This window comes from Terriglobales bacterium (assembly GCA_035764005.1).
Classification (GTDB): domain Bacteria; phylum Acidobacteriota; class Terriglobia; order Terriglobales; family Acidobacteriaceae; genus Gp1-AA112.
In genome coordinates, this window is record DASTZZ010000062.1 from 31,665 (window position 1) to 45,542 (window position 13,878).

General features: G+C 57.5%; 9 protein-coding genes and 1 tRNA gene. 6 read left to right on the forward strand and 4 right to left on the reverse strand.

Annotated elements, in window-relative coordinates; translation table 11 throughout:
* Positions 1–27: 27 nt before the first annotated feature.
* Both malQ and treS read right to left on the reverse strand, forming a co-directional pair.
* Positions 28–1,572, reverse strand: a complete 1,545-nt coding sequence (gene malQ / locus VFU50_09340; GenBank protein HEU5233052.1) for a 4-alpha-glucanotransferase — start codon at positions 1,570–1,572, stop codon at positions 28–30.
* Entirely contained in the window at positions 1,569–4,958 is a 3,390-nt protein-coding gene (treS, locus tag VFU50_09345) for a maltose alpha-D-glucosyltransferase (GenBank protein ID HEU5233053.1), read from the reverse strand. Before treS ends, malQ begins: the two co-directional genes overlap by 4 nt.
* Before the next feature lie 225 nt (positions 4,959–5,183).
* On the opposite strand from treS, the gene VFU50_09350 reads away from it, so the two are divergent.
* The 5 genes from VFU50_09350 to VFU50_09370 all read left to right on the forward strand — a co-directional run bounded on the left by VFU50_09350 (position 5,184) and on the right by VFU50_09370 (position 8,665).
* Positions 5,184–6,362: an acyl-CoA dehydrogenase gene (locus VFU50_09350; GenBank protein HEU5233054.1), complete on the forward strand. Its 1,179-nt coding sequence runs from the start codon at positions 5,184–5,186 to the stop codon at positions 6,360–6,362.
* Complete coding sequence (locus VFU50_09355) at positions 6,359–6,658, forward strand: PilZ domain-containing protein (GenBank protein ID HEU5233055.1); 300 nt, start codon at positions 6,359–6,361, stop codon at positions 6,656–6,658. Before VFU50_09350 ends, VFU50_09355 begins: the two co-directional genes overlap by 4 nt.
* A gap of 35 nt (positions 6,659–6,693) precedes the next feature.
* A complete protein-coding gene (nuoI, locus tag VFU50_09360) occupies positions 6,694–7,197 on the forward strand; it encodes an NADH-quinone oxidoreductase subunit NuoI (GenBank protein HEU5233056.1) in 504 nt (167 codons plus the stop codon).
* A 90-nt stretch (positions 7,198–7,287) separates the two neighbouring features.
* Positions 7,288–7,671: an STAS domain-containing protein gene (locus VFU50_09365; protein ID HEU5233057.1), complete on the forward strand. Its 384-nt coding sequence runs from the start codon at positions 7,288–7,290 to the stop codon at positions 7,669–7,671.
* Positions 7,672–7,705: 34 nt separating this feature from the next.
* Positions 7,706–8,665, forward strand: coding sequence for a serine hydrolase (locus VFU50_09370; GenBank protein ID HEU5233058.1), 960 nt, complete (start codon positions 7,706–7,708; stop codon positions 8,663–8,665).
* 23 nt (positions 8,666–8,688) lie between these two features.
* On the opposite strand, the gene VFU50_09375 is transcribed toward VFU50_09370, so the two are convergent.
* Positions 8,689–8,764: transfer RNA gene (locus tag VFU50_09375), tRNA-Thr, on the reverse strand.
* A gap of 136 nt (positions 8,765–8,900) precedes the next feature.
* On the opposite strand from VFU50_09375, the gene VFU50_09380 reads away from it, so the two are divergent.
* The gene (locus VFU50_09380) at positions 8,901–11,600 is read left to right on the forward strand and encodes a glycoside hydrolase family 9 protein (GenBank protein HEU5233059.1); all 2,700 of its coding nucleotides are present in this window, start codon (positions 8,901–8,903) and stop codon (positions 11,598–11,600) included.
* Between the two features lie 66 nt (positions 11,601–11,666).
* Here the strand turns inward: VFU50_09380 and VFU50_09385 are convergent.
* Positions 11,667–13,878: TIM-barrel domain-containing protein (locus VFU50_09385; GenBank protein ID HEU5233060.1), on the reverse strand; the 2,212-nt coding region annotated here is incomplete at its 5' end.

The following is a 13,878-nucleotide window of genomic DNA, read 5'->3' on the forward strand; positions in this document are numbered from 1 at the left end:
GATGTTTTGCTACCTTGGCGTTAGCTGCTATTGCTTTGTAAGGCTCTGCGGAAGACGATCGTAGACTAGCGCCAAGTCGCGCAGGCGCTCAGCAGTATTCTCGAGAGCCTCTCCGCGCAAACGCCAACGCCAATTGCCAGTCGCTGTCCCAGGAGTATTCATGCGTGCATCTGCGCCGGCGCCGATTACGTCCTGAACGGGGAAGATCACCGTATCCGCTACCGACGCCATCAGCGTGCGGATAAAGACCCAATTGATTTCTTCGCCGTTAAGGTGGAGGTATGCGCGCGTAAATTCGCGTTCTTTGCGAATGTCTTCCTCGGTACGGATGCTGCCCTCGCCGGGCCTGGAGGTCCACCAGCCGACGATGGTGTCGTTATCGTGCGTGCCCGTGTAAGCCACGATATTGCGAGGGTAGTTGTGAGGCCGGAAACTTGGTCCTTGTGGATCATTCCCAAAAGCGAATTGCAGAATCGCCATTCCCGGAAAGCCGAAGCGATGGCGTATGGCTTCGACCTCAGGCGTAATGACTCCAAGATTCTCGGCGAGGATCGGCAGCGGACCGAGCTTCGCCTCTACGGCAGCGAACAACTTCTCGCCGGGAGCTTTGATCCACTTCCCATTCCGGGCCGTTTTCTCGCCGCCGGGAACCTCCCAGTAGGCTTCGAAGCCGCGAAAGTGATCGACGCGCAGCATGTCGAAAATGCGGAATGCCGAACAAAAGCGTTCGATCCACCACGAGTATCCGTCCGCGGCCATGCGGTCCCAGCGATAAATCGGATTTCCCCATAGCTGGCCGGTAGCGCTGAAGTAATCGGGAGGAACGCCGGCAATCTTTTCGGCATTCCCATTCTGGTCGAGGCAGAAATACTCAGGATGCGTCCAGACGTCAGCGCTATCGTGGGCGACGTAGATGGGTAAATCACCCATCACGCGAATATTTCTGTCGCGGCAATAGTTTTTCAGCGCACACCATTGATCAAAGAAGATGAACTGTAGAAACTCCTGCGCGCTGATCTCTCGCGAAAAATCTTTGCGAGCGCGCGCGAGCGCCGCTGGTTCGCGGCGGACAAACTCCCGGTCCCACTTCGGCCAGGCGACTCCTCCGAATTTCTCTTTGAGCACGCGGAATAGCGAGTAATCCGGCAGCCACGCCTGTTCGGCTTCCTTGAATTGATCAAACTTTCGTTTCGTGTCCTCTGGAGCTGAAGCGGCGAAATGCTGAAACGCAAGACAGAGCTTTTGCCGCTTAAATTCGTTTACACGCTCATATTCGACTTGATCAGTGGAGAAGTGAGGCAGATCGTCGATATCGCGGGCGCTGAGCAGGCCTTCGTCGACTAAGCGCGCCAGGCTGATCAGCACGGGATTGCCGGCGAAGGCGGAGAAGCACTGGTACGGCGAGTCTCCGTACCCTGTCGGACCGAGCGGCAGCATCTGCCAGATCGATTGTCCGGCGCTGGCGAGGAAATCGACAAATTCGTAAGCTGCCGGCCCGAAGTCGCCAATGCCGAATGGTCCCGGCAACGACGTCGGGTGCAAGAGTAATCCGGACGATCGGGGAAAGCTCACGGTTCTGGTCCGAGGATTTCCAGTATGCCCACAATGGGAATTCGCGCCCACTCCGGACGGTTTTGCAGATCGGAGAGCACTTCAATCATTCCACGCTCCAGCAGGTAGGCGTCGAGCAGGATGCGGAGTTCATCCCCGCCGATGTTCAGCAGTTGTGTTACTCCCTGCGTGCTCAGATAGCCGTGCAGATACGTGGCTCCGACCCAGCGATACCAGAATCCGGCCCAGCGATGCAGTTGCGCCGCCGATTCTTTTTGGGGAATGATGCCCGGAACTTTTCCATAGAGCACTGCATGTGCGGCATAGTGGAACGAACGCAACATGCCGGCTACATCGCGCAACGGCGAGTACTTGATGCGGCGTTCTCCGATCGACCGCCGCGGATCCCCTTCAAAATCGATGAAGACAAAATCCTTGCCGGTGAAGAGCACCTGGCCGAGATGCATGTCGCCGTGAATGCGAGTGCGAATCGTGGGGATACGGTGATCGCGCAGCGGCTTGAGCCGGGCGCGCAATTCATTTTCTCGGTTGAGCAACTGCTCGGCGTCGCCGCGAATATCGTCTGGCAGATGACGGACGGTGCTGCGCAGTCGCGTGAAGCATCGCGTGGCATGTCCGAGCATGCCGTGGTAAAGACCCTGGCGATAGAAGTCGGTGAAGGGCTCGGGGGTGAAAGCCGCATCGTCATGATTGCGAGCAAGCGCAATGAGCAACTCGCCGGTGCGCTGTCCGAGCAAACGAGACATTTGCTGAAACGACCCGACTAAGTCACACACGACCTGCGGTGCATTCTCTCGTTCCAGATCCATCGGCGTGCCCGACTTAACTTGTGCGAGTCGCGGATCATCCTGCGCGGCCAACGCTCGTTCGAGGAATAATCCAAGATTATCGAGTGCGTAGTTCCATCCGTTCGCCTGATGCGGGATGTAGGACTCGAGGATCGCCGCAGTCGTCACATCTCCCAGGCTATTGCGATATTCGATGTGTCCGGCAAGATGCGGAGCATTGTTGAAGCCTTCCGCCGTGAGCCATTGCAGAATCTCCTGCTCGGGATTCGGTCCCGATTCGAGACGACGGTAGACCTTCATCATCAGACGATCACCGAAGAAGATTCCCGTATTGTTCTGCGGCGAAGGCCGCGGAACTGAGGCCTCGAGACTGGGTCGCTCCGTCCCGAGGATGCGACGCAGCGAGCGCGTGTGTGAACCGGCGAGTTCGCCGCGATGAGTACGTACACGACGACGCCGCGAGATCATGCCCAGCAAGGCATCAGGGAAGCGGCGATCGCGGAAGGCGCTATACAGCAGGCCCTTGGTGCCATCGGCAGATTCAAGGTGCGCGAGGATGAAATCGGCAAGATTCGCGGCAACCTGTTCCGTTTCGGTTCCGTGGGCAACCGAGAGGGGAAGCTGGTAGATCTCAGGCTCGCCTTCGTCGAACTCGACCCTGATCAGCACCAGATAAGAGTTCGTGTCGGGGACGTGCACCACATCGGCGAGCTCGGTAGTGCGGATGCGCCGATTGCGGCTCAGGAACCACGGACGGCCGCGTAGAAAAGATGGCAGTAAGCGTGAGAGCGCCGATTCAACTGGACCAGCGAACACCGATTCCCATGACCCGGCACGAATCGGGCGATCGCGATGCTCACCGAAGCGCGAGCCGGTCGCAGCTTCTCCGACATTCTGCTGCGGTTCCAAAATGAACCAGTAGAACGCATGTGGTCCCAGCGTTATGAGGTAGGGACGTTCGCCGATAGGAGGAAACTCGGTGCCGCCAAACATCTCGACCAGCTTGAATCCCGAGAAGGTGTGCAGATCGAGTTCTGCAGCCTGCACAAAACGCGACAGGTTTGCCACGATCAAAATTCGCTCATTCTCGTACTGACGAATGAAGGCAAGCACGCGGCGATTTTCCGGTGTGAAAAACTCCAGCGAGCCGCGTCCAAAGGCTTTCGAGCGCTTGCGCTGAGCAAGGATGCGGCGCGTCCACCAGAGCAGGGAATTGGCGTTGTTTTGCTGCGCCTCGACGTTCACCGACTCGTACTGATACTCGGGATCGATGATCACAGGCAGATACAGCTTCTGCGGATTCGCGTGTGAGAAGCCCGCATTGCGATCCGAGCTCCACTGCATGGGAGTGCGGACGCCATTACGATCGCCAAGATAGAAGTTATCGCCCATGCCGATTTCGTCGCCGTAGTAGATAACGGGCGTGCCGGGCAGCGAGAGCAGCAACGCATTCATCAGCTCGATCTTGCGGCGATCGTTGCCGAGCAGCGGGGCCAGCCGCCGCCGTATGCCGAGATTGATGCGCATGGGACGATCCTCGGCGTACATGCGATACATGTAATCGCGTTCTTCGTCCGTCACCATCTCCAGGGTGAGCTCGTCGTGGTTGCGCAGAAAGAGCGCCCACTGACAGTTCTCAGGAATGGCGGGCGTGAGTTGGAGAATGTCGGTGATCGGGTAACGATCTTCCATGCGCAGCGCCATGAACAGACGCGGCATGACAGGGAAGTGGAAGGCCATGTGGCATTCGTCGCCATTCCCAAAATAGGCAATCGCGTCCTCCGGCCACTGGTTAGCTTCGGCCAGGATCATTCGATCGTGGTACTTCTCATCGATGTGCTTGCGAATTTCTCTCAGGAACTCGTGCGTCTCGGGCAGGTTTTCGCAGTTTGTGCCTTCGCGTTCGTATAGATATGGGACAGCATCGAGACGCAGGCCATCGACTCCCATATCCAGCCAGAAGTCCATTGCCTGCAGCATGGCTTTTCGCACCGGTGGGTAGTCATAGTTCAGATCGGGCTGATGAGCGAAGAAGCGATGCCAGTAGTAACTCTTCGCGATCGGGTCGTACGTCCAGTTCGATGGCTCGAAATCTTTGAAGATGATGCGCGCTTCTTTGTACTTCTCCGGCGTGTCACTCCACACGTAGAAATTGCGCCAATGCGAGCCGGGCTTAGCGCGGCGCGAACGCTGGAACCATTGATGCTGGTCGGAGGTGTGGTTAAGAACCAGCTCGGTTATGACTCGGAGATCGCGGCGATGCGCCTCGCGCAGAAAGACTTCGAAGTCGCGCAGCGTTCCATACGCCGGGTGCACATCGGTGTAGTCGGCAATGTCGTATCCGTCGTCCTTCCAGGGAGATGGACAAAACGGCAGAACCCAAATCGCAGTGACGCCGAGATCTTGAATGTAGTCGAGTTTCTTGGTCAGGCCAGGGAAGTCGCCCATGCCGTCGTCGACCGAGTCGTAGAACGAGCGGACGTGCACTTCATAAATGATTGCGTCTTTGTACCAGAGCGGATCGTTGACGAGGACTGCAGTCTCGCGCTTTGGAGACGGCTCCGTCTTCAAAGCCGTGGTCTCGAGCTCTCCCGGCATTCCAAGTTCCCCGTGTGCAAACTTAATAGGATGCACCAACCAGCCCAGGTTCTGCATGGCCCAGGATGGCCACAAGAGGTTGGATAACGTATGGTTCCGAGATAGGCGAGGCTGCAACCGTATCTGCGCGTGCATGAGCGGAGCGTTCCCACGCAATGCGTAAGAGCCACGGCAGCTTTTGCTCGAATGATAAAATCTCCTGTTTCTCCCGCATTGGAGTGATTCATGCCTGAAGCCGTCATCGACGCGAGCGCTCCACCAACTCCTCTCACCAGCCTCACTGAAGACGAAATTCTATTCCGCGATAACGTGCGCCAGTTTGCCGAAGAGAAGCTGCGTCCGCTGGTGCGCGAGATGGATGAGAAACAGGCCTTCGATCACGGGTTGATCGAGCAGTTCTTCCAGCTTGGTTTGATGGGAATCGAGATTCCCGAGCAGTACGGCGGAGGAGCGGGCACTTTTTTCGAGGCGATTCTGGCGGTCGAAGAGATCTCGCGAATTGATCCTTCAGCAGGCGTTCTCGTCGACGTGCAGAACACGCTCGTGAACAATGCGCTGCTGCGCTGGGCGACGGAAGAGCAGAAACGGCGTTATCTGCCGCGCATGGCTGCAGATACCGTTGGCGCTTATGCGTTGAGCGAAGCTGGGTCAGGTTCCGACGCATTCGCAATGCAAACACGCGCTGAGCTACGCGGCAACGAGTACGTGATCAATGGGCGTAAGCTGTGGATCACCAACGGCAAGGAAGCTGGAATCTTCATTCTGTTCGCGAATATCGATCCTGCTGCTGGGTATCGTGGCATCACCGCGTTCATCGTAGAAAAGAACTTCCCGGGATTTTCCGTCGGCAAGAAAGAAGACAAGCTGGGTATTCGAGCTTCCAGCACGTGCGAGCTGTTGCTGGAAGATTTGCGCGTCCCGAAAGGGAACGTGCTGGGCGAGGTCGGAAAAGGCTACAAGATTGCTATCGAGACTCTCAATGAAGGACGCATCGGCATTGGGGCACAGATGCTTGGGCTAGCCCAAGGTGCCTGGGAAGCTGCGGCCAAGTACTCGCAGGAACGCAAGCAATTTGGGAAATCTATTTCGGAATTCCAAGGCGTTCAATTCCAGCTCGCGCAGATGGCGACGGATATCCAGGCGGCGCGCCTGATGGTGTACAACGCCTCTCGCATGAAAGATGCACGGCAGAACTTTGTAAAAGAAGCCGCTATGACGAAGCTTTTTGCTTCGCAGGTGGCCGAACGGGTAAGTTCTCTGGCGGTCGAAATCTTCGGCGGCAATGGCTTCGTGAAGGACTATCCAGTCGAGAAGTTTTTCCGTGATTCCAAGATCGGCAAGATCTACGAGGGCACATCGAACATGCAGCTTCAGACCATCGCCAAGCTGGTGCTCGCCAAGTGAGTTCGCTCAAGCACATCCGCAAGTTTCCTCGGCTGGGGTTCACTGAAGAGGCGCGCGTCTACGATCAGAACGGACGCGAGCTCGGCGTTGTCTCTGAAGTAAGCGGCAGCGGGATGGGGCTCGAAGCTCCAAGCGCGTCGGCGATTGAGTCGCTGAGTGTCGGACAGCGACTGCGGTTGAGCATCGTTGAGCCGGGTTCGCGAGCCACAAACGTTGTTGAAGCCGTCGTGCGCTTTCGAGACGGCAATAAATTGGGCGTCGAGTTCGTTGAAGTCATTCCCGACAAGCCGCTCTAATCGGGCACTAAATTACGCGCAGGTATAATCGAAACATGTCCATCGTCAAGAACATTGCCGCTATCGCCAAGGGCATGTCCATCACCTTCAAGGAGATGTTTAAACCGACCGTCGTGGAGAATTATCCCGATGGACCGGGCCCGCTGCGTGGGGCAAAGTTCCAGGAGCGATTTCGCGGACTTCACGTGCTGCAGCGCGACGAGAATGGACTGGAAAAATGCGTCGCCTGCTTTCTTTGCGCAGCGGCGTGCCCATCGAACTGCATTTACATCGAGGCCGCCGAGAACACTGAAGAGAATCGCATTAGCGGCGCTGAACGTTACGCGGCCGTCTATAACATCGATTACAACCGCTGCATCTTCTGCGGTTACTGTGTAGAAGCCTGCCCCACTGACGCGATCACGCACGGGCATGGGTTTGAGTTAGCCACCTTCAACGCCACCAATCTGGTCTATCGAAAAGAGCAGCTCCTCGCGCCAATTCCGGGCGGCAAGCTGCGTTCCGTAAAGCCGGAGCATGAACTCCAGAGCGCGCATTAGGCGCGTCAGGGCTGCTCATCGTCGCACTCTGCCCCTTGCAATGCCCTCCCGCAGGTAGTAGGCTTTCGGCCAACTTCGGTGGGGGCTCCCATGTCGCTAAAACTTTCAGCGCGCATGATTAACGGCGTGAAGATCATCGACTGCAACGGACGCATCGTCTTCGGCGAAGAGGCCAGCCAGTTGCGGGACACTATCAAGAAAGATCTCGCTGAGAACAATCGCATCGTCTTGAATCTCGCGAACGTCAACTACATCGACAGCGGCGGCATCGGCACCATGGTCAGCCTGTTTACCAGCGCGCGCAACGCCGGTGGGGACATCAAACTCCTCCACCTCACCAAGCGGGTTGGCGATCTGCTCCAGATCACGAAGCTGATCACTGTATTCGAGAGCTACGACGATGAACAAAAGGCTGTGAACGCCTTTACCTCTACCGCGAAGGCTTCTGGCGCTTCACATCGCGAAAGCGCTTGATTCAGGTTCAGATCTCAAATCAACCCTGCTCGGAATGAAACTCTCGACCGGTGTACTCTCACTCGCCCTCTGTTTCGTAACGTCACTGACTTGGGGACAAGCTGCTTCATCCTGTTGCCCGCAGACTCCGACCAAAGAAAAACAGCAAGCGCTCTGGCAGAAAGTTCAGGATCGCATCGCTGAAGTGGATCGCCGTCTCGATGGCGCGATGGGCGTGGCCATCCGCGACCTGACCAGCGGAGAGACGTACTTGCTGCACGCAGATGACGTCTTCGCGCAAGCAAGCTCGATCAAAATCACTGTCCTCGCGCAGCTTTATCAGCAGGAGCAGCGCGGCCGAAATGGCGCGAAGAATGTCGGACGTCTCAATGACCTCTACACCGTCCGCTCGGAAGACATGGTGCCGGACAGCTACATCATGCTGGGCCTTAGTCCGGGAGTCACACGCGTCACCAATCGTGACTTGGCGACCATGATGGTTGCTGTGAGCGACAACTCAGCAACCAACGTGCTGATCGACCATGTCGGAATGAGTAATGTGGAGCAGATGCTGGCAAGCCTCGGCCTGAAGAACACTCATCTGCGCCGCAAGATGATGGATCTGGAGGCTGCGCGGCAAGGGCGCGAGAACGTATCCACGCCGCGCGAGATGATGACGTTGCTGGAAGACATCTACCAGAGCAAACTGTTCGACAAAGAGCTCACAGCCGACTTCTTCAAAGTGCTCTCCACGCCAAAGGACAGCAGCATTCCGAAATTGCTTCCACCTGACGTGGTAATAGCAAACAAACCCGGCGAACTCGAAGCCGTACGCAACGATTCTGGAATCGTCTTCGTTCCCAATCGTCCATTCGTCATCTGCGTGATGACAACTTACCTGCACGACGAACGCGCCGGCCAGCAGGCCATCAGCGAAATTGCGTTAGCGGCGTATGACTATTTCGATCGGCTGGGAAAATCGTCCGAATATGGGCGGGCGGTACCCTCGAAGTGAGGACCGGTCGATTAAGGAAGGTCTGGAGCCGACGATCGGACTTGAACCGATGACCTGTCGATTACGAATCGACTGCTCTACCAACTGAGCTACGTCGGCTTCTCCTCTGCGATTTTACTGGGTGATTTGCTGATCGGGCAAACGTTGATGTTGCCTTTGGCTAGCAGCTTAGGAGCTCAGAAGCTTAGCAGCTTGATTTATGGTTACTTTCGAAGGAGCAGTTTCCTCCCGAACTATGCTCAAACGAATCGGATTGTATTTTCTCCTGGTCCTTGCCTCCGTCCTACGCTTCTTCGGCGCCGATTTTGCCATGAAGGTGACCGACAAGAATTATCTCGACACCCAAGGTTTCAGCGTCTTTCTCTACGACAGCACGTACCATCCAGTTTTCGTAGACCAAAAGAACACGGCGATGGAGATGATTCTCCACGGCCAGCGCATCGCTACTAACGGGGACGTGCGCCTGATGCCAACGCCCGAGCAGTGGGACCTCGTGGCAACGCTCAAAGGACGCCACGCCGACAAGGAGAACAACCGGCTCACCGCCGACCTCGCGTTCCCGACCTTCGATTTGAGCTACACGCTGGAAGTTGCAGCGGAACCAGGCGGGGTGAAGGTCAGCATCAATCTCGACAAACCGCTACCGCAGAAGCTCGCCGGACGAGCGGGCTTCAATTTGGAATTCCTCCCCTCGATCTACATGGGCAAGGCTTACCTGGTGGACGGAACAAAGGCCGGCATCTTCCCGCGAACCCCCAACGATCCGATGGTCAAGGTATTGCCGCTAGCTGATGAACCGAAGAAGGCGTACTACCTGGAGGATTGGGACAAAGCCAAGGGATACATGCAGCCTTTGCCGTTCGCCGAGGGCAAAAGTATCACGCTGGGAGTCGACGACGCGCTAGCTCGGGTGAACGTTACGTCGGAGACGGCCGATCTCATGCTGTTCGATGGGCGCGACCGTGCGCAGAACGGATGGTTTGTGCTGCGCTCGCTGATTCCTACTGGCAAGACCACCGACGCGATCGTGTGGCACATCCGGCCGGACGTGATTCCGAACTGGACGCGGCCTCCGATGATCGCGCACAGCCAGGTCGGATATGCGCCGGGTTTCTCCAAGGTGGCGATCCTCGAACTCGACCCCAAGTACAACGCGCCGAAAACGGCAAAAGTGCTGCGCCTGATGGAAGACGGATCGTACAAGCAGGTGTTTGAAGGTCCGATCACGCCGTCAACGCCGTGGCTGCGCTACGTGTATTCGAAGTTCGATTTCACTCCGGTCAACGACCCGGGCCTGTATGTAATTGAGTACGCCGACCAGCGCACCGCGCCGTTTCCGATCTCCAGAGATGCCTACGCGAATATTTGGCAGGACAGCCTCGACCATCACCTTGCCGAGCAGATGGATCACGTCTCCGTCCGCGAAGGCTATCGCATGTGGCACGGCAAGTCGCACCTCGACGATGGCCGCATGGCGCCCGTGGTCGGTGAACAATTCGACGGCTGGAATCAAGCCACGGCAACGGACGGGAAATATAAAGGCGGCGATCACATTCCTGGAATGAACGTGGGCGGCTGGTACGACGCCGGCGACTTCGACCTCGAAGAGCCTGCAGAGCTAAGCGTGATTCAGAATCTGGCTCTCGCGTATCGCGAATTCAATCTCAAGTACGACGAGCTTACGGTGGACGAAACCGCGCGTGAGGTTGAGATGCACCGTCCCGACGGCGTTCCCGATACGGTACAGCAAGTCAAGCACGGCGCATTGCTCATTCTGGCGCAGTTCCACAACATAGGCCACGCGATCCGTGGCACGCACGAACCCGATCTGCGCCAGTACACGCAGGTGGGTGACGGAGCGTCGAAGACCGACGGCCGCATCTACGACCCGAAGCTCGGTCCCAACGAAGTGAAGGGCGACTACTCCGGCAAGCCCGATGACCGCTGGATATTCACTTCGAACAATCCGTTCTTCCAGTGGAATGCCATCGCCGCACTGGCTGCGGCAGCGGACACGCTGAAAGGATGGGACGATGCGATGGCGAAAGACTGCCTCGATACCGCGATCAAAGCATGGAACGACGAGAAGGCTCACCCGACGCAGAATCCTGCGAGAGGCGGCTTAGGCGGAGCGTCTCCAGCCGGCGCTCCCGGAGGCGGCGTGCTCGCTGCCTCGCAGGGAGTGGTGTCTGGCGCACAAGGCGGTCGTAACACACGCGGCACCTCGGGCGCTCCCACAACTTCGAATAGCGCACAGCCATCCCCTCCCGCCGGCTTCCGCCGTGGCGGCTTCGGCCCACTGGATTGGGCCGCGGCTTTGGAGCTGACCATTGCCACCAATGGCGCGGAGCCCTACAAATCCCGCCTGAAGGAATTGTTCCCTCAAATGATCACCCCCGAGCAGATCGGTATCCGCGGTTGGACGGCCGTTCGAGCATTGCCTTATCTGGACGCGAGCGAAAAAGATCAACTGCGCGAAGCGGTCAAGACATATATGGCGGGTCTAGATAAGGAGTTGGAGGCCACCCCGTTCGGCGTGCCTCCAAGCCTGGGCACTTGGGGGGGATCCGGCGCCGTGGTTGACATGGCCATCCGCATGTACTTCCTGAACAAGACGTTTCCCGATCTTGTGGGCTCTGAATACACACTTCGCGCCGTCAATTACATTCTCGGCACGCACCCGGTATCCAGCACGTCATATGTCGCCGGCGTCGGTACAGTCTCGAAAACGAAGACGTACAGCAACAACCGCGCCGACAACTCTTACATTCCGGGCGCCGTAATCCCTGGATACATCATCATCAAACCGGATTTCCCCGAGTGCATCGACGACTTCGGATTCCTCTGGTTCGAAGACGAAGCCGTCGTAGCCGGCTCGGCGAACTGGGTGGTAGCCGGCAACGCCGCGGACGCGATTATCAACGAGGCGAAGTAGGCATTCCTTCCTCTGTGTCCTGTTGTTGTCGGTATTGCTTTTCTGCTGCCGCGGAGCGCTTCGCTTTTACGGTGCGGGCGTTTGCGAGACGGCGAAGCACGTTTCCTGCTTACCTCCCGGCGCTCCGCAGGTAAGCCTCAGTTCCGCTCCCTGTGCGGGGTTGCGAAATTGCAGTGTAAGCGTCTGGGCTGATGCATTGAAGGTCGTCCCGGAAACAGGCTTCCCGTTTAGGGAAATACTTTTCGGCTGCTGCTTGACGCCGTAGATGACAGCTTGTATTTGCGTGAACCAGGGCACGAATGTGCCTTTTTGCGGAGAGATCTTGACTCGCAAAGCGTCTTGGTAGCCCTCGCAGGAATAGTCCACTCGCAGGTATTTGCCTTTGGTGTAGTCGAAGCTGAGGCCGTCGTCCAGGTACAGCGAGCCCTGGCAGGTGCGGTCGGGATAGACCCGGAGTTCGAGCGGTCCTCGCGGTTTCTCGGCGGTGTCCTGCACTAAAGGCTGGCGGGGAATGATTGCTCCGCCGCGCACATAGACGTGCAGCGTATCGAGCGCGGGCTGCACTTTGATTTCTCCTGGACGAAGCTGCTTGCCTGTCCAGTAGTCGTACCAGAGATTTCCGCCAGGCAACATGATGCGGTACTTCTGGACGAACTCGTAGGGCTCAGGAGCGACTAGCAGATCATGTCCGAAAAGATACTGACTGTTGGCCCAGTCACCTTCTATGACTAGTGGTTCCTGGTCGGGATATTCGAGGAACATTGGACGCATGAGTGGGATGCCGTCGCGTGTGGCTTCTTCGATGCTGGTGTAAATGTATGGCAGCAAGCGATAGCGCTCTTCGATGTAGCGCTTACGGATCGCCTCGTGTTGCGGCCCATGCACCCAGGGCTCCTGATCGGCGCTGCCTTTTTCTGTGTGATCGCGGTCGATGGGATTGAATGCTCCCAGCTCGAGCCACTTGGTTAAAAGATCCGGCTGAGGGCTGCCTTTGTAGCCGCCGATGTCGGCTCCCACAATGGGAAATCCGCTGATTCCCAGGTTTTGCAGCATGGGAACGGAGATGCGCATGTGGTTCCATGTGCTCGAATTGTCGCCGGTCCAGGTGGCGGCGTAGCGCTGGCCGCCGACGTAAGTTGCGCGTGTTAGCACAAACGGACGCTCGTTGGGGCGGAGCTTCAGCAACCCGTCGTGCGTGGCCTCGGAGTTCAGCATGCCGAGCACGTTATGGATTTCGCGCTGTGTTGTTGTGCGTGGGGGCTGGCCGGGCTCTTCGATGCGATCGATGGCGTCGATGCGAATGGTTTTGCTTGGTACTTCGAAGACGGCGGGCTCGTTCATGTCGTTCCAGAATCCGGAGACGCCGTCTTTGACGAACTCGGCGTAAAGATTGCCCCACCAGTCGCGTACGGCTTTGCGTGTGAAATCAGGAAAGACGCTTTCGCCGGGCCACACTTTGCCGACGTAGTCTGTGCCATCAGGGTTCTTGATGAAGGCGTCGATGGCTTTGCCGGAATCGTACGGTGCGTATCCGGGTTCCTGCTTGATGTGGAGGTCGGTGATGGCGATGGTGTGCACGCCTTCTTTCAGAAAGTCCTGAACCATGCCGGCGAAATTTGGGAATCTCTGCGGATCGACGGTGAAAACGCGGTTCCCGCGTTGATAGTCGATGTCGGTGTAAATCACGTCGAGCGGGATCTTCTTCTGTTTGAACGTCTGCACGATCTCGCGCACTCTCGATTCGGGAAAGTAGCTGTAGCGGCACTGCTGGAAGCCGAGGCTCCAGAGTGGAGGCAGTGGGGCGCGTCCGACGAGCGCGGTGAAGGTGCTGACTACTTGCTTGGGACGCGGTCCGTAGATGAAGTAGTAATCGACTTCGCCGCCGGCGGCTCCGAACGAATATTCGTCGGGCGATTCTTTGCCGAGGTCCCAGTGCTGGCGGAAGGTGCTGTCGAGAAAGATGCCGTAGCTCGTCCCTTTGCGCAGCGTGAGCAGGAAGCCGAGCGTCTTATACAGAGGGTCAGTGGATTCCTGCCAGCCGTAGGCGTCGGTGTTCCACATCGTGAACGCCTGATTGCGATGGTCGAGCGGGCCGGCTTTGTCGCCGAGGCCGAAATAATGCTCGTCTTGGGGCATCATGCGATGGACGGTGAACTCGTCGCCTCGCCATGTGATGGACGCGGAGTCGCCGGCGATGAATGCGCCGTCTGCTCCTAGAAAACTCACCGTGGAACTGCGGCGATCAACGCGGATGTGGAGCGCTGCGGTGTCGAGTTCG

What these genes read in the sequence shown, in the direction of transcription:
- VFU50_09365 (HEU5233057.1), top strand. Translation starts at nt 7,288, where the DNA reads ATGTCGCTAAAACTTTCAGCGCGCATGATTAACGGCGTGAAGATCATC.
- VFU50_09370 (HEU5233058.1), top strand. Translation starts at nt 7,706, where the DNA reads ATGAAACTCTCGACCGGTGTACTCTCACTCGCCCTCTGTTTCGTAACG.
- VFU50_09380 (HEU5233059.1), top strand. Translation starts at nt 8,901, where the DNA reads ATGCTCAAACGAATCGGATTGTATTTTCTCCTGGTCCTTGCCTCCGTC.
- nuoI (HEU5233056.1), top strand. Translation starts at nt 6,694, where the DNA reads ATGTCCATCGTCAAGAACATTGCCGCTATCGCCAAGGGCATGTCCATC.
- treS (HEU5233053.1), bottom strand. Translation starts at nt 4,958, where the DNA reads ATGCCGGGAGAGCTCGAGACCACGGCTTTGAAGACGGAGCCGTCTCCA.
- VFU50_09350 (HEU5233054.1), top strand. Translation starts at nt 5,184, where the DNA reads ATGCCTGAAGCCGTCATCGACGCGAGCGCTCCACCAACTCCTCTCACC.